This is a genomic window from Bradyrhizobium nivariense (assembly GCF_029846695.2).
In the GTDB taxonomy this organism is placed as follows: Bacteria; Pseudomonadota; Alphaproteobacteria; order Rhizobiales; family Xanthobacteraceae; genus Bradyrhizobium.
The window spans coordinates 22,250-44,412 of record NZ_JARWCR020000041.1 but is presented as its reverse complement, the minus strand read 5'-3'; the positions used below and the strand labels follow the sequence as shown (position 1 = coordinate 44,412).

Here is a 22,163-nt window from a genome sequence, read left to right as displayed (position 1 = left end):
GCCTAAAGCGATGCGAGCGCCGATTTTCAACCTGCTGCTGATTGCTGGCGTCTTGGGCTCAAGCGTCCTGGGCTCAAGCCTCGCGCAAGCTCAGACGCCCGTGCCTGCGCCTGCGCCTGCGCCGCAAACTGCAGCCGTCTCGCCCGATGGGATCAAGCAGCGCGAGCAGGAGCTGGAGGCCGCGCGCGCAAGCAAGAAGAGCGCGGAGGAAGCGCAGGCCAAGCTCAAGTCCGAGATCACCTCGCTCGGCCAGGACCGCACCCAGCTCAATCAGCAATTGATCGACACCGCCGCCAATGTGCGCAGCGTCGAGACCAAGATCGACGAGGCCGAAGCACGGCTGCGCGCGCTGAACGGCCGCGAGCAGCAGATGCGCAGCTCGCTGGATTCGCGCCGCGCCGACATCGTCGAGGTGCTGGCGGCCCTGCAGCGAGCCGGCCGGCGCACGCCGCCGGCGCTCCTTGTGCGGCCCGAGGACGCGCTGCAATCGCTGCGCACGGCGATGCTGCTCGGCGCCGTCGTGCCGGAATTGCGCGGTCGCGCGGAAAAAATCGCAGGCGAGCTCGGCGAGCTCGTGGCCCTGCGCAAGACCATCGCGACCGAGCGCGACCAGCTTGCCTCCGACCGCGACAAGGTCCGCAACGACCAGACCCGGCTCACCGCCCTGGTCGACGAGCGGCAGCGCCAGCAGGCGGCGCGCGAAAAGGACCTGGACGCCGAGAACTCGCGCGCCGTCGCGCTCTCAAGACAGGTCGGCGATCTCCAGGGGCTGATCGCCAAGATGGAGCAGGATTTGCAAAGCGCCGCCAAGGCGGCTGAGAAGGCGGCTGAGGCCGCAAAGCAGGCCGAGGCCAAAGCCGCCGCCAGCGCCAAGCCCGGCCCCGGCGCTTTCAAGGACCGTTCCCGGACCACCCCTGCGATGGCCTTCGCCGCAGCCAAGGGCCTCCTGCCTCTTCCGGTTAACGGTAACAAGATCAGGGATTTCGGCGGTTCCGACGGAGTCGGCGGGGTCCAGAAGGGCATTTCGCTGGCGACCAGGCCCGGCTCCCAGGTCACGACGCCGTGTGACGGCTGGGTGGTCTATGCCGGCCCGTTCCGGAGCTATGGACAACTCTTGATCCTCAATGCCGGGGGCGGGTATCATGTCCTGATCGCCGGGATGGAGCGCATTTCGGTAAACATCGGACAGTTTGTGCTCACGGGGGAGCCTGTCGCAACCATGGGGTCGACCTCTCAAGTCGCCTCCATTCTCGCCACGAACGCGAGTCAACCTGTGCTGTATGTCGAGTTCCGCAAAGACGGCACTCCAATCGATCCAGGCCCATGGTGGGCCGCAAATGAAGGCGAGAAGGTTCGCGGATGATGCGCAAGACTTCAGTTATCCTCCTCAGCGCGGCCACCGGCGCGGCGCTGACGCTGTTCGTGACCCAGCCGCGCGCGGTCTTCATGGGCTCCAGCGCGCGAGCCGCCACCGCGGACACCTATCGCCAGCTCAATCTGTTCGGCGACGTCTTCGAACGCGTGCGCTCGGATTATGTCGAGAAGCCCGACGACACCAAGCTGATCGAATCCGCGATCAGCGGCATGCTCACCGGCCTCGATCCGCATTCGAGCTACATGGACGCCAAGAGCTTCCGCGACATGCAGGTGCAGACCCGCGGTGAGTTCGGCGGCCTCGGCATCGAAGTCACGATGGAAGACGGCCTGATCAAGGTGGTCTCGCCGATCGACGACACGCCTGCTTCGCGCGCCGGCGTCATGGCCAACGACATCATCACCAATCTCGATGACGAGGCGGTGCAGGGCCTGACCCTGAACCAGGCGGTCGAGAAGATGCGCGGTCCGGTCAACACCAAGATCAAGCTCAAGATCATCCGCAAGGGCCAGGACAATCCGATCGACGTTACGCTGGTGCGCGACAACATTCGCGTCCGCTCGGTGCGCGCCCGCATCGAGGCCGACGACATCGGCTATATCCGCATCACCACCTTCAACGAGCAGACCACCGAAGGCCTGAAGCGCGAGGTCGCCAACCTCTCGAATCAGATCGGCGACAAGCTGAAGGGCTATGTCATCGACCTCCGCAACAACCCGGGCGGCCTGCTCGAGGAAGCGGTCACCGTCTCCGACTCGTTCCTGGAGAAGGGCGAGATCGTGTCGACCCGCGGCCGCAATGCCGAGGAGACCCAGCGCCGCACCGCGCATGCGGGCGACCTCACCAAGGGCAAGCCGGTCATCGTGCTGGTCAATGGCGGCTCGGCCTCGGCGTCGGAGATCGTCGCCGGCGCGCTGCAGGACCACAAGCGCGCGACCATCGTCGGCACGCGTTCGTTCGGCAAGGGCTCTGTGCAGACCATCATTCCGCTCGGCTCGGGCAATGGCGCGCTGCGTCTGACCACGGCGCGCTACTACACGCCGTCGGGCAAGTCGATCCAGGCCAAGGGCATCGTGCCCGACATCGAAGTGCTGCAGGACGTGCCGGACGAGCTGAAGTCGCGCACCGACACCAAGGGCGAGGCTTCGCTGCGCGGCCATCTCAAGAACGACGGCGACGAGAAGACCGGCTCGCAGTCCTACGTTCCGCCCGACGCCAAGGACGACAAGGCGCTCAAGCTCGCCGACGACCTGCTCCACGGCATCAAGAACAGCGCCTCCGCGGCGCCCACGCCGGGCAGCGACAACAAGGCCACGACCGACAAGCCCAAAGCGGCCAACTAAGTCGGCGCATCGCGATCTGATGAAAAGGGCGGCTCCCGGAGCCGCCCTTTTTACTTGGGCCTCCTGACATCCCCGGCCTATCCCGGCCTGCCGCCGCTTGACCCCGGCGTGGTATCGTCATTGCTGAGTGATTCGGGATCGCGCATGACTGAAACGGCCGATGATCTGAGCGCCCCGCTCGGACAGGATAAGCCGCGCCGGAAACGCCGGCTGCGGCTGCCGTTCACGGCCATGCAGATGCTCGCGGTCCTGCTCGGCCTGTTCCTGGTCGCCTTTGCCGGCTTCACCATCTTCAACAAGGATCCGCTCGGCGGCGAGCCGATGACGCGGCTCGCGATCCGCGAGCCCAACGCCACAGACAAGGCCAGCGACGAGAAGCCGGCCGCTTCCGGCCACGGCCAGGAAAGCAAGCCGGATAGCAAGCACGAAACCAAGGAGGCGCCGAAGCAGGCGGGCGAGCAGAAGACCGTCACCATGATCGACGGTTCCACCGGCACGCGCCACGACGTGGTGATCGGCGGCGATGCCGCCGACAAGGGCGAGGCGGCCTCCGCAGCGCCGCCCGTCATGGCCGGGATCGACCCAAAGCTCCTTGAGAAATCGCGCTACGGCATGATCCCCGTGGTTGCCGGCGACCTGAAGCCGTTCAACGTCTATGCGGCGGATGCCGACCGCGCCAAGGCCGCCAAGATGCCGGTGGTCGCGATCCTGATCGGCGGCCTCGGCGTCGGCGCTGCCAAGACCACCGATGCCATCATGCGACTGCCGCCGGCGGTGACGCTGGCCTTCACGCCTTATGGTTCCGATCCAGGAAAACTCGCCGAGCGGGCCCGCGCCCAGCGCCACGAGATCTTCCTCCAGATCCCGATGGAGCCCTACGACTTCCCCGACAACGATCCGGGCCCGCAGACCCTGCTGACTTCGCTGAGCGCCGACCAGAACATGGACCGCCTGTACTGGCATCTGAGCCGGATGCAGGGCTATGCCGGCCTCACCAATTTCATGGGCGCCCGCTTCATCGCGACGGAGCCGGCGATGCAGCCGATCATCCGCGAGGCGGCCAGGCGCGGCCTCGGCTTCTTCGACGACGGCTCCTCGCCCCGCAGCATCGCGCCCCAGGCCGCCGCCAGCCAGGCGATGCCGTTCGGCAAGGGCGACATCGCGATCGACGTGGTTCCGACCCCGGCCGAAATCGACCGCGCCCTGAACAAGCTCGAAGCGGCGGCGCGCGAGCGCGGCACTGCCGTGGGCACCGCCTCCGCCCTCCCGGTCTCGATCGAGCGCATCGGCGCCTGGACCAAGACATTGGGCGACCGAGGTATCCTTTTGGTGCCATTGACAACCGCGATGCTGAAATCAAAATCCAGCTAAATCAACGGATTGGTACGGCGCGGGTCCCTGCGGGGCGCAGCGCCTGCCAGAAGCACGCGAGAGGTCTGGCGGAATGGCGCGTTATGAGGATCTGCCCTACCGGACCTGCGTCGGTGTGATGCTGATCAACACGAAGGGCCTGGTGTTCATCGGCCGCCGCGCCGGCGGCATCGAGCAGGTCGACGACACCCATGTCTGGCAGATGCCGCAGGGCGGCGTCGATCCCGGCGAGGACAATTGGGACGCCGCCAGGCGCGAGCTCTATGAGGAGACCAGCGTGCGCTCGGTCGAGCGGCTCGGCGAGGTTCCGGACTGGCTCACTTACGATATTCCGCGCACCGTTGCGGGCCGGGCCTGGAAGGGCCGCTACCGCGGCCAGCGCCAGAAATGGTTCGCGGTCCGCTTCACTGGCAATGACAGCGAGATCAACGTCGAAAAGCCCGGTGGCGGCGGCCACAAGGCCGAGTTCGTGAACTGGCGCTGGGAGCCGATGAAGAACCTGACCGGGCTGATCATCCCGTTCAAACGCCCGGTCTATGAGCGCGTGGTGAAGGAATTTTCCGCGCTGGCGCAGGACTAAATCAAATTGTCATTCCGGGTTCGGTGCTAATGCATCGCTCGGAATGACAACGAAAGATCCACGCGTGACCAATGAAAAGCCCTACCGTCCCAATGTCGGGATCGCGCTGTTCAATGCCGATGGCCGCGTGCTGATCGGGCACCGCTTCAAGGGCGACGGACCCGAGATCGTCCTGCCGGGCCTCGATTGGCAGATGCCGCAGGGCGGCGTCGACGAAGGCGAGGACCTGCGCGATGCGGCGCTGCGCGAGCTCTGGGAAGAGACCAGCGTCAAGAGTGCAGCCTATCTCGGCGAGACCGACTGGCTGACCTACGACTTCCCGCCCTACGACGGACCGCCGACGCACCGGCTGGCGAAATTCCGCGGGCAGCGCCAAAAGTGGTTCGCGCTGCGCTTCACCGGCAAGGATGACGAGATCGATCCGTTGACGCCGCGCAACGACCAGCCCGCGGAGTTCGACGCGTGGCGCTGGGAGCGCCTCGATCGTGTCGCTGATGTCGTCGTGCCGTTTCGCCGCGAGGTCTACCGCGCGGTAGCACAGCAGTTTGCGCCCTTCGCAAACTAAAAAAACGCGAAAACAACCCCATGCACAGTAGCCGGCCACCGCCGGAGCGATGCGCTGTGGCTGTTACGAAGTCACTGACACAGAGGGAGAAATCGGCGGCAGCGCGCAATCGTCGCGACCTCCGTCAGGAACGCCCTTGCGAAGCCCTTTTCAACCCTAATTGATCGGTCCCACCGTGAACGGGCCGATCGCGATCACATGGCAATCGCTGTCGCGCTTGGCGCAGTCGGCGAGCGCGGAATTGACGGCGGTCTGCTCGTCCGCGGCCTTCAGGCCGAGACCGGGCCGGCCCGCGGTGCCGACTGCGACTGCATTCCAGCCCATGCCATCGGCGAGCTTGCGCACGACCTCGTCGCGCGCATCTGCGACGATCGAGGCGTTGGACGCCGCATGGAAGAAGCCGGTGATCCTGAGCAGGGTCGGGATCGGCACGACGAAATTGTCGTCGACCGCGACGACCATGCAGGCGACGCCGGCGATCGCGCCGCACGATTCCAGCGAGCGCCGCGCGGCGTCGTCGGCGGATGATGCGCCCATCACCATGAAATATTGACCGCCCGGGCCGAGCGCGACCGAGCGGGATTTCGCCGCGGGCACGAATATGTTCTCCAGCCGGACCTTCGCGGGATCGCGCACCATCGGAAAGTCTTTCGAGGCGAAGGCACGCTCGGTCATGGCATCATGCCGGACAAAAGGCTGCTGCGGCATCGGCGGCTTGCCATGCGTGTAGACGATATTGTTGCCGACCGCATAGAGCTCGCAGCGCCGCGGTGACTGCGCGGCATCGGCCCGCTTCTGACACTGATCAAGTGCGGCGTTGCGCGCGGCCTCCTCGTTCAGCTGATTCAACGACGCGCCCGTGAAACCGCCGACATTGAGCGCGAACGCCTTGTAGTCGCCGGCAGCGGAATAGTCGCCGGCCAGATAGTTGCGCACGCGCTCGTTGATGAAGGGCACGCTGTCGGCAGGAAACTTGCCGGTCATCGGCGAGGCGGATGGTGTTGGCATGGGCATCGGCATCGGCGCCTTTGCGGCCATCGTGGGCGTCGGGCTGGGCGTCGCCGCAGCTGCCGCACTTGACGTCGGATTTGGCGATGTCGCCGCGGCGCTCGCCGGTGCCTTGGTGGTCTCGAGCTTGGTGAAATAGAGGAAGCCGCCGACAGCAATCGCGACGACGGAGACGACGCCGACGACGAGCGGCCACATCCAGTTCGGCGCGGGCGCGGCCTTGCCCGTGATCTTCTTCACCTGCGGCGTGTTGTAGCTGCCGTCCTCGCGCCGCATCGCCACCATGTAGGCATGCACCGGCGTCGGGATGTTCTTGACCTCCTGCGCGCCGATATCGGCGAATTGCACCGACAGCTTGTTGGCGACCTGCTCGTGCACGGCACGGGAGACGCAGATGCCGCCGACCTCGGCGAGACCTTCGAGCCGGGCGGCGATATTGACGCCGTCACCGAGCAGATCGCCGTCGCGTTCGACGACGTCGCCGATGGTGATGCCGATGCGGAACGACATCTGCCGGCTCGGCGGATAGGCCATGTTGCGGGTTCGCAGGGATTCCTGGATGTCGATCGCGCAGCGCACCGCATCGACTGCGCTTGGAAATTCCGCGAGCACGGCGTCGCCCGCGGTGTTGAAGATGCGTCCGCCCGCCTTCGCAATGAAATCGTCGACGACCTCGCGATAGGAGGCGAGACGCCGCAGCGTCTCCTCCTCGTCTTCCGCGACCAGCCTTGAGTAACCGGCAATATCGGCTGCGAAAATCGCTGCGATCTTGCGTTTCATCTGCTACCCGCCCCGGAACAAAGTTCGCGAGCACAGAATGCCGCTATCGGCGGCGCGGTGCAACAAAGTTTCAGCGCCCGCCACGGCCGTGACGAGCGCTGAACTCATTCGGGAATTTGCAGCTTGCAGGAATTCGTAGCTTACAGGAATTTGTAGCTTGAGCCCCGGCGCGGTGCACCGGGGCTTAGTGCATAGCCGTGCTGTTGAGCTGCTGCTGGATGCTCTTGAAGTGGTCGAGCCGCGCAATGGCCTGATCGAGCTCGCTGCCTTCGTGTTCCTTCAACCCCTCCTCCATCTCCGAGATGGTCGCGGCGAACTGAGCGCGGTCGAGCTCGGCCAGCGACGTCGCGACGTCGGCGAGCACGGTCAGGCCCTTTTCGGAGACTTCGGCGATACCGCCGAGCACGATGATCTTCTCGTGCTTGCCGGCGGTGGTGACGTTGAGAATGCCGGGCCGGATCGCAGCCACGACCGGGGCATGTCCCGCCAGCACGCCGAAGTCACCCTCGACGCCGGGGATATCGACCTGGTCGACCTCGCCCGAGAAGGCGAGCTTTTCCGGCGAGACGAGATCGAAGTGGAAGGTGGCCATTGGTCATCCGTTTTTCTGCTTGTCACCCGCGGGCTTGACCCGCGGGTCCATCCATCAAAATTCTCTTTCGATGGATCGCCGGGGCAAGCCCGGCGATGACACTTCAGAGTTAGGCGGCTTCCGCCGCCAGCTTCTTGCCCTTCTCGATCGCCTCTTCGATGGTGCCGACCATGTAGAAGGCGGCCTCCGGCAGGTGGTCATACTTGCCTTCGCAGAGGCCGCGGAAGCCCTTGATGGTGTCCGCGAGGTCGACGAACTTGCCGGGCGAGCCAGTGAAGATTTCGGCCACGTGGAACGGCTGCGACAGGAAGCGCTCGATCTTGCGGGCGCGGGCCACCGTCAGCTTGTCCTCTTCCGAAAGCTCGTCCATGCCGAGAATGGCGATGATGTCCTGGAGCGACTTGTAGCGCTGCAGCACCTGCTGGACCTGACGCGCGGTGTCGTAGTGCTCCTGGCCGACGACGAGCGGCGAGAGCATGCGCGAGGTCGAGTCGAGCGGGTCCACCGCCGGATAGATGCCCTTTTCCGAGATCGCGCGGTTCAACACCGTGGTGGCGTCCAAATGCGCGAACGAGGTCGCGGGCGCCGGGTCGGTCAAGTCGTCGGCCGGAACGTAAATGGCCTGCACCGAGGTGATCGAACCCTTCTGCGTGGTGGTGATGCGTTCCTGCAGCGCGCCCATGTCGGTGGCCAGCGTCGGCTGGTAACCCACGGCGCTCGGAATACGGCCGAGCAGCGCCGACACTTCCGAACCAGCCTGGGTGAAGCGGAAGATGTTGTCGACGAAGAACAGCACGTCCTGGCCCTGGTCACGGAAGTGCTCGGCGACGGTCAGACCGGTGAGGCCGACGCGGGCGCGGGCGCCGGGCGGCTCGTTCATCTGGCCGAACACCAGCGCGCACTTCGACTTGACGCTCGGATCCGGATTGTGCGGATCGGCGTTGACCTTGGACTCGATGAACTCGTGATAGAGGTCGTTGCCCTCGCGGGTACGCTCGCCCACGCCGGCGAACACGGAGTAACCGCCGTGCGCCTTCGCAACGTTGTTGATCAGCTCCTGAATCAGCACGGTCTTGCCGACGCCGGCGCCGCCGAACAGGCCGATCTTGCCGCCCTTGGCGTACGGAGCAAGAAGATCGACGACCTTGATGCCGGTGACGAGAATTTCAGCTTCGGTCGACTGGTCGGTGTAGCTCGGCGCTTCCTGGTGGATGGCGCGCCTGCCTTCGGACTGGATCGGGCCGGCTTCGTCGATCGGCTCGCCGATGACGTTCATGATGCGCCCGAGCGTGCCCGCGCCCACCGGAACCGCGATCGGCTGACCGGTGTCGGTCACTTCCTGGCCGCGGACCAGACCTTCGGTCACGTCCATCGCGATCGTGCGCACGGTGGACTCACCGAGATGCTGCGCAACCTCCAGCACGAGGCGGATGTTGCCGTTCTTGGTTTCCAACGAATTCAGAATGGCCGGCAAATGGCCTTCGAACTGAACGTCGACGACGGCGCCCATGACCTGGGTGACGCGACCGACCTGGTTAGCTGCTGTAGCCATGAAGCACTCCTTCGAAATTCTGGACTTGAACGACCGTCGTTTGGTTCGTGCGTCAGACCGCCTCGGCGCCGGAGATGATCTCGATCAGCTCCTTGGTGATCTGGGCTTGACGGGTTCGGTTGTAGATCTGGGTTTGCTTGCGGATCATTTCGCCGGCGTTGCGGGTGGCGTTGTCCATGGAGCTCATCTGCGCGCCATAGAACGAGGCGTTGTTTTCCAGCAGCGCGCGGAAAATCTGCACCGCGATATTGCGCGGCAACAGGCCGGAGAGGAGTTCGTCTTCCTCCGGCTCATAGTCGTAGGACGTCGACGGCGCGTTCGCCGCCTTTTCTTCCACGGTCAGCGGAATGATCTGCTGCGCGGTCGGGACTTGGGCAATCACCGACCTGAACTGCGCGTAGAACAGCGTGCAGACGTCGAACTCGCCGTTGTCGAAACGGGCCAGCACCTTCTTGGCGATGTCCTCGGCGTTGATGAAGCCGAGCTGACGAACGCCGCGCAGGTCGAGGTGCTCGACGATCTGCTTGTCGTACAGGCGGCGGAGCTGCTCGTAGCCCTTGCGGCCGACGCAGAAGAATTTGACTTCCTTGCCCTGCGCGATCAGCGCCTGGGCGCGTTCGCGCGCGAGGCGCACGATCGAGGAGTTGAAGGCGCCGGACAGGCCGCGCTCGCCGGTGCAGACCAGCAGCAGGTGGACCTGATCATTGCCGGTGCCAGCCAGCAGCGTCGGCGCGCCGGGCGAACCGGCGGCTGCGCTGGCGATGTTGGAGATCACCGCGCTCATCTTGTCGGCATAGGGCCGCGCCGCCTCGGCCGCTTGCTGGGCGCGGCGCAATCTGGACGCCGCGACCATCTGCATCGCCTTGGTGATCTTCTGCGTCGCCTTGGTGGAGGCGATGCGGACGCGCATGTCTTTAAGTGACGCCATTCTTCGTGCACCCCGGCGGTTCGACCCCTTGGATCAAGCCGCTAGCCTATCCCAGTCGTCATGCCCGGGCTTGTCCCGGGCATCCACGTCTTCGTCTCCATGCGGTGAGGCACGGACGGCCGGGACAAGAAGCCCGGCCATGCGACGGTTCTCTTATGCAAAGCTCTTGGCGAAACCTTCGACCACCGACTTCAGCTTGGCGGCGGAGTCGTCGGAGAGATCGCGGCTGTCGCGGATCGCGTTGAGGATCTCGACATTCTTGCCGCGCAGCAGCGACAACAGACCGTCTTCGAACGCGCGCACCTTGTTGACCGGGAGCGGATCGAGATAGCCGTTGGTGCCGGCCCAGATCACGCAGACCTGCTCTTCCATCTTCAGCGGCGCGAACTGCGGCTGCTTCAGGAGTTCGGTCAGGCGCGAGCCGCGGTTGAGCAGGCGCTGGGTCGAGGCGTCAAGATCGGAGCCGAACTGTGCGAACGCCGCCATTTCGCGGTACTGCGCGAGCTCGCCCTTGATCTTGCCGGCGACCTTCTTGGTGGCCTTGGTCTGCGCCGAGGAGCCGACGCGCGACACCGACAGACCGACGTTCACGGCGGGACGGATGCCCTGGAAGAACAGGTCGGTTTCCAGGAAGATCTGGCCGTCGGTGATCGAGATGACGTTGGTCGGAATGTAGGCCGACACGTCGTTGGCCTGGGTTTCGATGACCGGCAGCGCCGTCAGCGAGCCCGAGCCCTGGTCCTTGTTCAGCTTCGCCGCGCGCTCGAGCAGGCGGGAATGCAGATAGAACACGTCGCCCGGATAGGCTTCGCGGCCCGGCGGGCGGCGCAGCAAGAGCGACATCTGGCGGTAGGCGACGGCCTGCTTGGACAGATCGTCATAGATGATGACGGCGTGCATGCCGTTGTCGCGGAAGTACTCGCCCATGGTGCAGCCGGTGAACGGCGCGATGTACTGCATCGGCGCCGGATCCGACGCGGTGGCGGCGACGATGATCGAATACTCGAGCGCGCCCTGCTCTTCCAGCACCTTCACGAACTGGGCAACGGTCGAGCGCTTCTGGCCGATCGCGACGTAGACGCAATACAGCTTGATGTTCTCGTCCGGCTGCGCGTTGAGCGGCTTCTGGTTGAGGATGGTGTCGAGCGCGATCGCGGTCTTGCCGGTCTGGCGGTCGCCGATGATCAGCTCGCGCTGGCCGCGACCGATCGGGATCAGGGCGTCGATTGCCTTGAGGCCGGTCGCCATCGGCTCGTTCACCGATTTGCGCGGAATGATGCCGGGCGCCTTGACGTCGACGCGCATGCGCTTGTCGGCCTGGATCGGGCCCTTGCCGTCGATCGGGTTGCCGAGCGCGTCGACGACGCGGCCGAGCAGGCCCTTGCCGACCGGTGCGTCCACGATGGCGCGGGTGCGCTTGACGGTCTGGCCTTCCTTGATCTCGCGGTCGGCGCCGAAAATAACGATACCGACGTTGTCGGTTTCGAGGTTCAGCGCCATGCCGCGGGTGCCGTTCTCGAACTCGACCATTTCACCGGCCTGGACATTGTCCAGACCGTAGACGCGGGCAATACCGTCGCCGACGGACAGCACCTGTCCGACTTCGGAGACTTCAGCTTCCTGGCCGAAATTCTTGATCTGGTCCTTGAGGATCGCGGAAATTTCCGCGGCGCGGATGTCCATCAGCCTGCCTCTTTCATCGCGTGCTTGATCGAATTGAGTTTGGTGCGAAGCGAACTATCGATCATCCGGCTGCCAAGCTTGACCACGAGGCCACCGATGATCGAGGGATCGACTTTCACGTTGAGCGCGACGTCCTTGCCGGTCACCGACTTCAGGGCAACCTTGAGGGCGTCGAGATTCTTGCCCGATAGCGCCTCCGCCACGGTGACGTCGGCCGTCGCCTCGCCCTTGAACCGGGCGACCAGGGCGCGATAGGCGCGGATGACGTCAGCCACCGCGAACAGGCGGCGGTTGGCGGTCAGCACTTTCAGGAAATTGGCGGAGATACCGGCGATGCCGGCCTTGTCCAGCACGGCCGAGAGGGCCCTGGACTGGGTATCGGCCGCGAACACCGGGCTGCGGACGAGGCGCTTCAGATCGGCGCTTTCGTCCAGCATGCCCTCGAATTTGTCGAGATCGGCCTTGACCTCGTCGATCACTTTCTGGTCGCGGGCCAGTTCAAACAAGGCCGTCGCATAACGGCCCGACACACCCGAAACGGACGAATTTTCTGCAGCCACAGACGCGCTCTTTTTGCTGTCAAACTCGCAAGGGAAAAACCGTCGCCACGAAGCGGCGCCTAGCGATCCAAGCCCTTGGAATTCAAGCGGGACTTCGATTTTCGACCCCGCACGGGAAGTGCCGGGCTCGTTAAAATCGCGGCTTTGCTAACATAGCAGGCGCGCACGTGCAACATGACGCCAAATTAAAGGCACGACGTTCTGTCGCCAGTTCGTCGCAGTCAATGACGACGCAACGATGGACCTGTCACCTGACGGAATTGCCGGGCCCCTGGCACCGACACGTCCATTCGTTCCTGCCCTCAGCGCATAGCGGCCATGAACACGGATCGCTGAGGCGTGATCCCCGGCGCGCCGGCTTCACTCGCCGAATACTTACCCAATTCTAAACGCAGGAAGTGATGACTTCCTTTTACAGTACTTCCAAGTAATTTATAGGTTAATGAATCGTTAAAGCCGAAGATTACGGAACATCGGATGAATATTATCCGCCGGTAACAAGATATTACACGACGATACAGAACGGATTTACTGCCCAATTCACGCCTCATTAGGAATCGAAACGCCATCTCGCTCACAAAGTTACGGGGGCTCCACTTGCCACATATGTGGCAATACTAGCTTAGGGACCACTAAATGCTTTCTTTGAAGACGCTGGGCTCTGTGACCCGGCCGCGTACGGCGATCGCTTTCGTTGCCGCAACTCTCCTCGTCGGTGGAACTGCCACCGAAGCTTCCGCCAAATCCCGGCATCACCATCGGTACTCTCACCATCATCACCGCAACCACGCCCAGAACGATGCCAACACGACCTCCGATTGGCGTAGCGCCAACGCGTCGATGACGCCATCGTCGGGCACGGGCCACAGCTTCTCCGGCATGGCTTCGTTCTACGGCAACGAGTCCGGCAGCAAGACCGCCTCGGGCCAGCGCTTCAACCAGAACGCCATGACCGCGGCGCACCGCTCGCTGCCGTTCGGCACCAAGCTGCGCGTCACCCATGGCGGCTCGAGCGTCGTCGTCACCATCAACGACCGTGGCCCGTTCATTCGCGGCCGCGTCCTCGACCTCTCCACGGGCGCTGCCCGCGCCATCGGCCTCACCGGCGCCGGCGTCGGCCGCGTCACCGCGGAAGTCGTCTCCTAAGGCGCGACCAGCGCCGCACCGCACAAGCGCAGTTCCCGTCATCGTCCGCATGGACATGTGAGCAGCGGGATCAGTGCGGGTGAAACAAGCCCGCCGTCTTGGGGGACGGCGGGCTTTTTGTTTGCCCCGTCATGACGAACGTGTCCCGGCTCTGCAGCGCACCGTCGAAGAGACGCTGCGCTGCGTCCGGGGCATGAGAGGAGAGAGCAGTCCCTACAAAAAGCTCTGCGGATCGACGTCGACTTCGAGCTTTTGATTGCCCTTCGGCTTCGGGCATACGGCGAGCCAGTTGCGCAAATAGTCCGACAGGTCGAAGCCGCGCGCCGATTTCACCAGGATGCGGAATCGGTAGCGGCCCTTGATGACGGCGAGCGGGGCTTCCGCCGGCCCCAGCACCACGACGCGCTCGTCGCGCGGCGCGAGCGCAACGAGGCGGCGGCCAAAGCCTTCGGCGCTCGGCCGGTCGCCAGCGGAAATGATCAGGCTCGCGAGCCGCCCGAACGGCGGATAGAGCGTGCGTTCGCGCAAATCGATCTCGCTGTCGTAGAAGGCTTCGCGGTCGCAGGCGATCAGCGCCTTCATCACCGGATGATCGGGCTGGTGGGTCTGGAGATAGCCGACGCCGCGGCCCTGCTCGCGCCCGGCGCGGCCGATCACCTGATTGAGCAATTGCCAGGTGCGTTCCGACGCGCGCGGATCGCCATTGGAAAGGCCGAGATCCGCATCGACCACGCCGACGAGATTGAGCCGCGGGAAATTGTGGCCCTTGGCGACGAGCTGCGTGCCGATGATGATGTCGACGCGGCCTTCGGCGATGTCATTCAGCTCCGAGCGCATCGTCTCGATCGAGGTGATGAGATCGCTCGACAGCACCATGGTGCGCGCTTCCGGGAACAGCGCCGCCGCTTCCTCCTGCAGGCGCTCGACGCCGGGCCCGACCGCGACCAGCGATTCCTCCGCCGCGCAATGCGGGCAGGTTTGCGGACGCGGCATCGAGAAGCCGCAATGGTGACAGACGAGGCGCTGGCGGAAGCGGTGATCGACCAGCCAGGCATCGCAGATGGTGCAGGCGAAGCGATGACCGCAGGCGCGGCACAGCGTCAGCGGCGCATAGCCGCGGCGATTGAGGAACAATAGCGCCTGCTCGCGCCGCTCGATCGCGGTCCTGATCTCGGAGGCCAGCCGCGGCGAGATGAAGCGGCCGCGCGCCGGCGGCTCGCGGCGCATGTCGATGGCCTCGATATGCGGCATGTGCTGGCCGCCGAAGCGCGACGGCAGCGCGATGCGCTGATAGCGGTTCTTGCGCGCATTGACCTCGGATTCGACCGACGGCGTCGCCGACGCCAGCACGATCGGGACCTTTGCGATATGCGCCCGCACCACCGCCATGTCGCGGGCGTGATAATGCACGCCCTCGTCCTGCTTGTAGGCCTGGTCGTGCTCTTCATCGACCACGATGAGGCCGAGATTGGCGTAGGGCAGAAACAGCGCCGAGCGCGCGCCGACCACGACCGGCGCACTGCCTTCGGAGATCGCCGCCCAGTTGCGCGCGCGGGTGCGCGGGGTGAGCTCGGAGTGCCATTCGATCGGCCGCACGCCAAAACGCTGCGCGAAGCGGTCGAGGAACTGGCCGGTGAGCGCGATCTCCGGCATCAGGATCAGCGACTGTTTTCCGCGGCGGATCGTCTCCGCCACGGCTTCGAAGTAAACCTCGGTCTTGCCCGAGCCGGTGACACCGTCGAGCAGCGCGACGTGAAAAGTGCCGTTGGCCGCGAGCGCGCGCATCGCATCGACCCCGGCGCGCTGGAGCGGCGAAAAATCCGGCCGGCTGAAATCCGGATCGGGGGCCGGCGGCGGCGGAGGCGGCGGCATCGGCTCGACCGTCAGCGTGCCCTCGTCGACGAGGCCGTCGATCACGCCGGCCGAAACGCCGGCCTCCTTGGCCGCCTCGGACTTGCCGTGCAGCAGCCGGTCCGAGAGCACCTCGATCAGGCGCTGCCGCGCCGGCGTCAGCCGCCGCGGCGGATCGCCGACCAGGCGCACGCCGGCGCGCACCCGCTCGGGGCCGAGATTCTCGCCCATCCGCAGGCACATGCGCAGCACCATGCCGCGCGGGCTCAGCGTGTAATTGGCGATCCAGTCCACGACCGCACGCAGCTCGGGCTTCAAAGGCGGGATGTCGAGCTTTTCGCTGACCTCCTTGAGGCGGTTGTGCAGGCGCGGATCGGGATTGGCGTTTTCGGCCCAGACCACGGCGATCACCTCGCGCGGGCCGAGCGGCACGCCGACGAGATCGCCCGCCTTAAGCTCCATCCCGCGCGGCACCTTGTAGGAATAGGTCTGGTCGAGCGCGACCGGCACCAGCACGTCGACCATGCGGGTCGCGTTGGCGGAGACGGTGTTGCTGCGCGCTGTGTGATCCATGGATGGAATCGGAACCCGGGGCCTCAAGGCTAGCGCCCTGAGGCGGCCTTAGCGAACGATAAACGAGTGTGATGCGATATACTGAGTGGAATCACCACGTCCAGAGCGCATGAGCAAAGCGGCCGCCCCACCTATCGAGCTCGCCAGCGCCGATCCTGACATCGCGCAGGAGATGACGCGCTGGCTGTCGCATCTCGGCGCGGAGCGACGGCTGTCGCCGAAGACGCTGGAAGCCTATGGCCGCGATTTGCGGCAGTGCCTGGATTTCCTCTGCAGCCATTGGGGCGAGCGGGTGACGCTCAAGCGTTTCGCCGCGCTGGAGGCCACCGATATCAGGGCCTTCATGGCGATGCGCCGCGCCGACGATATTGCCGGCCGCTCGCTGATGCGCGCATTGGCGGGCCTGCGCTCGTTCGGCCGCTTTCTCGAACGCGAAGGCAAGGGCAAGGTCGGGGCGCTCTCGGCGATCCGCGCGCCGAAAGTCGCAAAGAGCCTGCCAAAACCGCTGCCGATGGCGTCGGCCAAACGCCTTGCGGATGCTGACGAGCGCGCCGGCGAGGATCGCGAGAGCTGGATTCTTGCGCGCGATGCCGCGGTGATGGCTCTTCTCTACGGCTCGGGCCTGCGCATCTCCGAAGCGCTGGGGCTGAAGCGCCGCGAGGTGCCGCGTCCCGGCGAGGGCGACGTGCTGATCGTAACCGGCAAAGGCAACAAGACCCGCATGGTGCCGGTGCTGCAGAACGTGCTCGCGCTCGTGCAGGAATACGTCGCGATGTGCCCTTATCCGCTGCCGGCCGAAGGCCCAATCTTCGTCGGCGCACGCGGCGGCCCCTTGAGCCCGCGCATCATCCAGCTCGCGATGGAGCGGCTGCGCGGCGCGCTCGGCCTGCCCGACAGCGCGACGCCACACGCGCTCCGGCATTCCTTCGCCACGCATCTGTTGTCGCGCGGCGGCGATCTGCGCGCGATCCAGGAATTGCTCGGCCATGCCTCGCTCTCGACCACCCAGATCTATACCGGCATCGATTCCGAGCGGCTGCTGGAAGTCTATGCCAGCGCGCATCCGCGGCGGTGATGCTGACATGAAGCTGTCATAGCGCGCTCTCTTGGCGCGCATGCCTCTTGCGCGGCGCCCGCGGTTCGGTCAATCGTTGGCAAATTGGCAGGAGGAACTTATGAGCGCACATGAAAGCATGGAGCATGCCGAGCACGCCGAACACGCGTCCGGCGAGAACAGGAAGATCGCCCTTCTGATCGCCGTGCTGGCGCTGTTCCTGGCGATTTCGGAGACGCTCGGCAAGGGCGCCCAGACCGAATCGATCAGCAAGAACGTCGAGGCTTCCAACCTCTGGGCCTTCTTCCAGGCCAAGAGCATCCGCCGCACCGTGGTGCAGACCGCGGCCGAGGGAGCCAAGCTGACCACCACGCCTGATGACGCCACCAAGGCTGCCGTGCAGAAGCAGATCGAGGACTGGCAGAAGACCGCGCAGCGCTACCGCTCCGAGCCCGAGACCGGCGAAGGCACCGAGCAGCTTGCCGAGAAGGCCAAGCACGCCGAGCACGAACGCGACGAGGCCACCGCGAAATATCATCACTTCGAGCTTGCGTCTGCCGCCTTCCAGATCGGCATCGTGCTGGCCTCGGCCACCATCATCACCGGCATGGTCGCGCTCGCCTATATCGCCGGCCTGCTGACGCTCGGCGGGCTCCTCATGACCGGGCTCGGCCTATGGTTGCCGCATCTGGTGCATTTGCATTGAGGGGATGCGGCGCCTGGCTTGACGCCACATAGACAGTGTCATGCCCCGGCTGGATCGGGGCATCCAGTACGCCGCAGCTCCTCCGTATTCGATTGACGTCTCTGGAATACTGGATCGCCCGGTCAAGGCCGGGCGATGACAGCGAGTATGCGTTGAACCTTCAGCGCGCTTCGTGCACGCTCTTGCGAAAACGCTGGATCAGGCGGAGCGTGCGGGAGGACCAGCCTTCGCCGTTGCCGGCGATCAGCTCCCTGATGCGCCGCTTGATCGGATCGACCAGCTCGGCGGCCTTGGCGCGCAGCCTCAGCACCAGAGCATAGAGCCGCTCGAACCAGGCCATCTCCATCAGCTTGTCGCGCGTCACGTCGAACACGAAGGCGGTGACGCCGACGCCGAGCAGTTTTGCGAACAGGATCGTGAAGACCGCGCTGGTCCAGTATTCGTGCGTGAGCAGCCACAGGCCGACCAGCTTGAGCGGAAACAGCGGCAGGATGGGGACGGCGAAGACGATCAGCGTCATCGCCGGCGACAGCGCGTCGACGCGCTCCGACAGCCATTGCTTGAACCGGGCGAGCGGGATGGTTGCGACAACCCGCGCGACGATCGGTTCGAGATGGTCCCACAGCCAGGCTTCGATCAGGAAGATGATCGCAAGCAGAACCCAGACCGGTTGAAGAAGGCGGCGCAGCATGTGTTTCCCGCCCGATTCAGCGCTGGGCGCGACCTACATATGGATGGCCCGCTTGCCGACTGCAAGCGCGGCTTCCTTGATGGCTTCCGAGCGGGTCGGATGCGCGTGGCAGGTGCGCGCGAGATCCTCCGCACTGCCGCCAAATTCCATGAGAACGCAGGCTTCATGGATCATTTCGCCGGCTTCGCGGCCGATAATGTGCACGCCGAGCACGCGATCGGTCTTCGCATCTGCGAGAATCTTCACAAAGCCGTCGGTGGTCTGGTTGACCTTGGAGCGGCCGTTGGCGGTAAAGGGAAACTTTCCGACCGTATAAGCCACGCCCGCCTGCTTCAGCTCCTCCTCGGTCTTGCCGACGGAGGACACTTCCGGCGTGGTATACACGACGCCTGGGATAACATCGTAGTTCACGTGGCCGGCCTGCCCGGCGATGATCTCGGCAACCGCGACGCCTTCATCCTCGGCCTTGTGCGCGAGCATGGGGCCCGCGACGACGTCGCCGATGGCATAGACGCCCTTCACGCTGGTGGCGAAATGCGGATCGATCTGCACGCGGCCGCGGTTGTCCAGTGCTACGCCGGCTTCCTTCAGGCCGAGGCCATCGGTGTAGGGCACGCGGCCGATGCAGACGAGAATGACGTCCGCTTCGAGCGTCTCCGCCGCGCCGCCCGCGGCCGGCTCGATCTGGGCGAGCAATGCCTTGCTGTTCGCTTCGACACCCGTGACCTTCGAGCCCAGCTTGAAGGCAAAACCCTGTTTTTCCAGGATGCGCTGGAATTGCTTGGCGATCTCGCCGTCCATGCCGGGCAGGATGCGGTCGAGGAATTCGACGACGACGACTTCGGCGCCGAGGCGCTGCCAGACCGAGCCGAGCTCGAGGCCGATCACGCCGGCGCCGACGATCAGGAGTTTTCCAGGTACCTTGTCCAGCGACAGCGCGCCGGTCGAGGACACGATGCGCTTTTCGTCGATCTCGATGCCCTTCAGCCGCGCGATGTCCGAGCCGGTGGCGATCACGATGTTCTTGGTCTCGACCAGCTGCGACTTGCCGTCGGCGGAGACTTCGACCTTGCCGGTGCCGAGGATCTTGCCGGTGCCCTTGAGCACGTCGACCTTGTTCTTCTTCATCAGGAACTCGACGCCCTTGACGTTGCCGTCGATGCCCTGCTGCTTGAAGTTCATCATCGAAGGCAGATCGAGCTTCGGCGCTGAGACCGACACGCCCATCTTGGCAAAGGAATGCCCGGCCTCCTCGAACATCTCGGACGCATGCAGCAGCGCCTTCGACGGCATGCAGCCGACGTTGAGGCAGGTGCCGCCGAGCGTTGCGTTCTTTTCCACCACGGCGACCTTCATGCCGAGCTGGCTGGCGCGCACCGCGCAGACATAACCGCCCGGTCCGGTGCCGATGACGACGAGATCGTAGGTAGCCATGAGAGAAAGTCCCGTAAGTTTAGCGTGATGAGGATGTGTCAGCGTCCGCCGGACACATCGAGAATGGCTGAGGTGACGTAGGAGGCATCGTCCGACATCAGCCAGACGATGGCGTTGGCGATTTCGTCGGCGGTGCCGACGCGCTTCATCGGCACCATATGGGCCAGACGATGGGCGCGGTCGGGCTCACCGCCGGCGGCGTGGATTTCGGTGTCGATCAGGCCGGGACGGATCGCGGCGACGCGGATGCCTTCGCTTGCGACCTCGTAGCCGAGACCGATGGTGAAGGAATCAATCGCGCCCTTGGACGCGGCATAATCGACATAGGTGTTCGGCGCGCCGAGCTTGGCAGCAACCGATGACAGATTGACGATGACGCCGCCCTTGCCGCCGTGCTTGGTCGACATCCGCTTTACGGCTTCGCGCGCGCAGAGGATGGAGCCGGTGACGTTGACCGCCATCACGCGCTGGATGCGATCGGCCGACATCTCGTCGACGCGCACTCCGCTCTGGCCGACAATGCCGCCATTGTTGACGAGCGCGCCGAGCGTGCCGAATTGATCGGCGGCCTCGAACAGCGCGAGGATGTCGCTTTCCTCGGCGACGTCGCATTTCACCGCGATCGCCTTGCCGTTGCTGGTCTCGATCTCGGAGACCACCTCGTCGGCGGCCGTCTTGTTGCTGGCATAGCCGACCACGACACGGAAGCCGCGTGCGGCCGCCGCAATCGCAGTCGCCCGCCCAATGCCGCGGCTGCCGCCGGTGATGACAACGACTTTATCGGTCACATCAGCCCCCATAGCTATCCGCTCTTGCCCTCGAGAGCTGCCAATCGATCCAGCACGGACTTATCCGTCAAGCTCACCAAGTGGAATAGGATGAAGGGAGTGAGGAACGGAATCAGGCACCAAGCGGCAAAACCGACACCCTTACCCTTCCTGCGACTTATCGGAATCGCAAAGAAGAAGAAAATAAGAGTGGTCAGCAGGAACGGCAGGAGGGAAAGAAGAAGCGACGGTTCTTCCATCGTCGCCTCCATTAGAGATCCAGCACCAGCCGCGCCGGATCTTCCAGGCTCTCCTTGACGCGGACCAGGAAGGTCACCGCTTCCTTGCCGTCGATCACGCGGTGATCGTAGGACAGCGCCAGGTACATCATCGGGCGGACCTCGATCTTGCCGCCGATCGCCATCGGACGCTCCTGGATCTTGTGCATGCCCAGGATGCCGGACTGCGGCGCGTTCAGGATCGGGGTCGACATCAGCGAGCCGTAGATGCCGCCATTGGTGATGGTGAAGGTGCCGCGCTGCATCTCGTCGATCTTGAGCTGGCCGTCACGGGCGCGGCGGCCGAAATCGGCGATGCCCTTCTCGATGTCGGCGATCGACTTGTTGTCGCAGTCGCGCACGACCGGCACGACGAGGCCCTTGTCGGTGCCGACGGCGACGCCGATGTGGTAGTAGTTCTTGTAGATCAAATCGGTGCCGTCGATCTCAGCGTTGACGGCCGGGATGTCCTTCAGGCCCTGCACGACGGCCTTGGTGAAGAAGCCCATGAAGCCGAGCTTCGAGCCGTGCTTCTTCTCGAACGCATCCTTGTAGTGCGCGCGCAGCGCCATGACGTTGGTCATGTCGACCTCGTTGAAGGTCGTCAGCATCGCTGCGGTGTTCTGCACGTCCTTGAGGCGACGCGCGATGGTCTGGCGCAGCCGGGTCATCTTGACGCGCTCTTCGCGGGCGGCGTCATCGGCCGGCGAGGGACTGCGCATCTGGACGGCGGCGGCAGGCTGGTTGACCGGGGTCGGCGCGGACGCCGCGCGTTCGATCGCGGCGAGCATGTCGCCCTTGGTGACGCGGCCGTCCTTGCCGGAGCCCGGAACGGTCGAGGCGTCGATGCCGGTCTCGGCCGAGAGTTTGCGCACGGACGGGGCGAGCGGGGCGTCGGCCGGAGGTGCCTTCGCCGCAGCGGGAGCAGCGGCGGCAGCGGCAGCCACGGGCTTGGCGGGCGCAGCGGCCGGCTTGGCAGCGCCAGCGGCGCCTTCGGTGATCTGGCCGAGCAGCGCACCGACCGCAACGGTGGCACCATCGGCGGCGATGATCTCGCTCAGCGTGCCGGCGGAGGGCGCCGGGACTTCGATGGTGACCTTGTCGGTCTCGAGCTCCACCAGGGGCTCGTCGACGGCGACGGGATCGCCGGCCTTCTTGAACCAGCGGCCGATGGTGGCCTCGGTGACGGATTCGCCGAGGGTCGGCACACGAATTTCAGTCATGGTCTTTTCCTTAAGGGGATCGCCAATGCGGACATAAGTGCAGATGTCATCGCCCGCGGATGCGGGCGATCCAGTACGCCGTGACAGTCGTGATAAGGACGGG

General features: G+C 64.9%; 20 protein-coding genes. 8 read left to right on the top strand and 12 right to left on the bottom strand.

Translation table 11 applies throughout. The annotated features are described in order from the left end of the window. Nucleotides 1–10 precede the first annotated feature (10 nt). From QCM77_RS28245 to QCM77_RS28225, 5 genes are all read left to right on the top strand, one after another. Entirely contained in the window at nucleotides 11–1,363 is a 1,353-nt protein-coding gene (locus tag QCM77_RS28245) for a murein hydrolase activator EnvC family protein (RefSeq protein WP_279685786.1), read from the top strand. Beyond that, on the top strand, nucleotides 1,360–2,718 hold the full coding sequence (locus tag QCM77_RS28240; protein ID WP_279668890.1) for a S41 family peptidase: 1,359 nt from the start codon (nucleotides 1,360–1,362) through the stop codon (nucleotides 2,716–2,718). The genes QCM77_RS28245 and QCM77_RS28240 overlap by 4 nt, the downstream gene beginning before the upstream one ends. A 144-nt stretch (nucleotides 2,719–2,862) precedes the next feature. Beyond that, nucleotides 2,863–4,089: a divergent polysaccharide deacetylase family protein gene (locus tag QCM77_RS28235; RefSeq protein ID WP_279685784.1), complete on the top strand. Its 1,227-nt coding sequence runs from the start codon at nucleotides 2,863–2,865 to the stop codon at nucleotides 4,087–4,089. Nucleotides 4,090–4,162: 73 nt separating this feature from the next. Then, nucleotides 4,163–4,669 (top strand): RNA pyrophosphohydrolase, encoded by a 507-nt coding sequence (locus QCM77_RS28230; RefSeq protein WP_279668892.1) that lies wholly within the window; start codon nucleotides 4,163–4,165, stop codon nucleotides 4,667–4,669. 64 nt (nucleotides 4,670–4,733) lie between these two features. Further along, nucleotides 4,734–5,234, top strand: a complete 501-nt coding sequence (locus QCM77_RS28225; protein WP_279685782.1) for an RNA pyrophosphohydrolase — start codon at nucleotides 4,734–4,736, stop codon at nucleotides 5,232–5,234. A 156-nt stretch (nucleotides 5,235–5,390) separates the two neighbouring features. Here QCM77_RS28225 and QCM77_RS28220 read toward each other — a convergent pair whose 3' ends face one another. The 6 genes from QCM77_RS28220 to QCM77_RS28195 all read right to left on the bottom strand — a co-directional run bounded on the left by QCM77_RS28220 (nucleotide 5,391) and on the right by QCM77_RS28195 (nucleotide 12,337). Continuing rightward, on the bottom strand, nucleotides 5,391–7,022 hold the full coding sequence (locus QCM77_RS28220) for an adenylate/guanylate cyclase domain-containing protein (protein WP_279685780.1): 1,632 nt from the start codon (nucleotides 7,020–7,022) through the stop codon (nucleotides 5,391–5,393). Nucleotides 7,023–7,206: 184 nt separating this feature from the next. After that, complete coding sequence (locus QCM77_RS28215) at nucleotides 7,207–7,614, bottom strand: F0F1 ATP synthase subunit epsilon (protein ID WP_279685778.1); 408 nt, start codon at nucleotides 7,612–7,614, stop codon at nucleotides 7,207–7,209. 109 nt (nucleotides 7,615–7,723) lie between these two features. After that, entirely contained in the window at nucleotides 7,724–9,166 is a 1,443-nt protein-coding gene (gene atpD, locus QCM77_RS28210; protein ID WP_247497189.1) for a F0F1 ATP synthase subunit beta, read from the bottom strand. A 52-nt stretch (nucleotides 9,167–9,218) separates the two neighbouring features. After that, nucleotides 9,219–10,094, bottom strand: a complete 876-nt coding sequence (locus QCM77_RS28205; RefSeq protein WP_279668896.1) for a F0F1 ATP synthase subunit gamma — start codon at nucleotides 10,092–10,094, stop codon at nucleotides 9,219–9,221. A 153-nt stretch (nucleotides 10,095–10,247) separates the two neighbouring features. Continuing rightward, nucleotides 10,248–11,777 carry a F0F1 ATP synthase subunit alpha gene (atpA, locus tag QCM77_RS28200; protein WP_106945574.1) on the bottom strand — a complete coding sequence of 510 codons (1,530 nt, stop codon included), beginning with the start codon at nucleotides 11,775–11,777 and terminating at the stop codon, nucleotides 10,248–10,250. Then, complete coding sequence (locus QCM77_RS28195; protein ID WP_279668897.1) at nucleotides 11,777–12,337, bottom strand: F0F1 ATP synthase subunit delta; 561 nt, start codon at nucleotides 12,335–12,337, stop codon at nucleotides 11,777–11,779. Before QCM77_RS28195 ends, atpA begins: the two co-directional genes overlap by 1 nt. A 636-nt stretch (nucleotides 12,338–12,973) precedes the next feature. Here QCM77_RS28195 and QCM77_RS28190 point away from each other — a divergent pair. Further along, the gene (locus tag QCM77_RS28190; RefSeq protein ID WP_279668898.1) at nucleotides 12,974–13,483 is read left to right on the top strand and encodes a septal ring lytic transglycosylase RlpA family protein; all 510 of its coding nucleotides are present in this window, start codon (nucleotides 12,974–12,976) and stop codon (nucleotides 13,481–13,483) included. A 213-nt stretch (nucleotides 13,484–13,696) separates the two neighbouring features. On the opposite strand, the gene QCM77_RS28185 is transcribed toward QCM77_RS28190, so the two are convergent. Further along, nucleotides 13,697–15,907 (bottom strand): primosomal protein N', encoded by a 2,211-nt coding sequence (locus QCM77_RS28185; RefSeq protein ID WP_279685776.1) that lies wholly within the window; start codon nucleotides 15,905–15,907, stop codon nucleotides 13,697–13,699. Nucleotides 15,908–16,016: 109 nt separating this feature from the next. On the opposite strand from QCM77_RS28185, the gene QCM77_RS28180 reads away from it, so the two are divergent. Next, nucleotides 16,017–16,982, top strand: a complete 966-nt coding sequence (locus tag QCM77_RS28180) for a tyrosine recombinase XerC (RefSeq protein WP_279667572.1) — start codon at nucleotides 16,017–16,019, stop codon at nucleotides 16,980–16,982. A 100-nt stretch (nucleotides 16,983–17,082) separates the two neighbouring features. Next, nucleotides 17,083–17,667: a DUF4337 domain-containing protein gene (locus QCM77_RS28175; RefSeq protein ID WP_279667571.1), complete on the top strand. Its 585-nt coding sequence runs from the start codon at nucleotides 17,083–17,085 to the stop codon at nucleotides 17,665–17,667. Nucleotides 17,668–17,827: 160 nt separating this feature from the next. Here the strand turns inward: QCM77_RS28175 and QCM77_RS28170 are convergent, their stop codons facing one another. From QCM77_RS28170 to odhB, 5 genes are read right to left on the bottom strand one after another with little or no spacing between them, the layout of a single operon-like run. Next, a complete protein-coding gene (locus QCM77_RS28170) occupies nucleotides 17,828–18,358 on the bottom strand; it encodes a hypothetical protein (protein WP_279667570.1) in 531 nt (176 codons plus the stop codon). A 33-nt stretch (nucleotides 18,359–18,391) separates the two neighbouring features. After that, a complete protein-coding gene (lpdA, locus tag QCM77_RS28165; protein ID WP_279685774.1) occupies nucleotides 18,392–19,792 on the bottom strand; it encodes a dihydrolipoyl dehydrogenase in 1,401 nt (466 codons plus the stop codon). A gap of 38 nt (nucleotides 19,793–19,830) precedes the next feature. Further along, a complete protein-coding gene (locus QCM77_RS28160; RefSeq protein WP_462804356.1) occupies nucleotides 19,831–20,592 on the bottom strand; it encodes an SDR family oxidoreductase in 762 nt (253 codons plus the stop codon). Between the two features lie 2 nt (nucleotides 20,593–20,594). Continuing rightward, nucleotides 20,595–20,819: a hypothetical protein gene (locus QCM77_RS28155; RefSeq protein ID WP_279667567.1), complete on the bottom strand. Its 225-nt coding sequence runs from the start codon at nucleotides 20,817–20,819 to the stop codon at nucleotides 20,595–20,597. A gap of 11 nt (nucleotides 20,820–20,830) precedes the next feature. Continuing rightward, nucleotides 20,831–22,060, bottom strand: a complete 1,230-nt coding sequence (gene odhB / locus QCM77_RS28150) for a 2-oxoglutarate dehydrogenase complex dihydrolipoyllysine-residue succinyltransferase (protein ID WP_279685771.1) — start codon at nucleotides 22,058–22,060, stop codon at nucleotides 20,831–20,833. Nucleotides 22,061–22,163 lie beyond the last annotated feature (103 nt).

Bases quoted from the DNA above. Each gene is read 5' to 3' on its own strand.
- QCM77_RS28175 (WP_279667571.1), top strand. From the start codon at position 17,083: ATGAGCGCACATGAAAGCATGGAGCATGCCGAGCACGCCGAACACGCG.
- QCM77_RS28245 (WP_279685786.1), top strand. From the start codon at position 11: ATGCGAGCGCCGATTTTCAACCTGCTGCTGATTGCTGGCGTCTTGGGC.
- QCM77_RS28185 (WP_279685776.1), bottom strand. From the start codon at position 15,907: ATGGATCACACAGCGCGCAGCAACACCGTCTCCGCCAACGCGACCCGC.
- QCM77_RS28170 (WP_279667570.1), bottom strand. From the start codon at position 18,358: ATGCTGCGCCGCCTTCTTCAACCGGTCTGGGTTCTGCTTGCGATCATC.
- QCM77_RS28215 (WP_279685778.1), bottom strand. From the start codon at position 7,614: ATGGCCACCTTCCACTTCGATCTCGTCTCGCCGGAAAAGCTCGCCTTC.
- QCM77_RS28190 (WP_279668898.1), top strand. From the start codon at position 12,974: ATGCTTTCTTTGAAGACGCTGGGCTCTGTGACCCGGCCGCGTACGGCG.
- QCM77_RS28235 (WP_279685784.1), top strand. From the start codon at position 2,863: ATGACTGAAACGGCCGATGATCTGAGCGCCCCGCTCGGACAGGATAAG.
- QCM77_RS28240 (WP_279668890.1), top strand. From the start codon at position 1,360: ATGATGCGCAAGACTTCAGTTATCCTCCTCAGCGCGGCCACCGGCGCG.
- lpdA (WP_279685774.1), bottom strand. From the start codon at position 19,792: ATGGCTACCTACGATCTCGTCGTCATCGGCACCGGACCGGGCGGTTAT.
- QCM77_RS28180 (WP_279667572.1), top strand. From the start codon at position 16,017: ATGAGCAAAGCGGCCGCCCCACCTATCGAGCTCGCCAGCGCCGATCCT.
- atpA (WP_106945574.1), bottom strand. From the start codon at position 11,777: ATGGACATCCGCGCCGCGGAAATTTCCGCGATCCTCAAGGACCAGATC.
- QCM77_RS28205 (WP_279668896.1), bottom strand. From the start codon at position 10,094: ATGGCGTCACTTAAAGACATGCGCGTCCGCATCGCCTCCACCAAGGCG.
- atpD (WP_247497189.1), bottom strand. From the start codon at position 9,166: ATGGCTACAGCAGCTAACCAGGTCGGTCGCGTCACCCAGGTCATGGGC.
- QCM77_RS28220 (WP_279685780.1), bottom strand. From the start codon at position 7,022: ATGAAACGCAAGATCGCAGCGATTTTCGCAGCCGATATTGCCGGTTAC.
- odhB (WP_279685771.1), bottom strand. From the start codon at position 22,060: ATGACTGAAATTCGTGTGCCGACCCTCGGCGAATCCGTCACCGAGGCC.
- QCM77_RS28230 (WP_279668892.1), top strand. From the start codon at position 4,163: ATGGCGCGTTATGAGGATCTGCCCTACCGGACCTGCGTCGGTGTGATG.
- QCM77_RS28155 (WP_279667567.1), bottom strand. From the start codon at position 20,819: ATGGAAGAACCGTCGCTTCTTCTTTCCCTCCTGCCGTTCCTGCTGACC.
- QCM77_RS28160 (WP_462804356.1), bottom strand. From the start codon at position 20,592: ATGGGGGCTGATGTGACCGATAAAGTCGTTGTCATCACCGGCGGCAGC.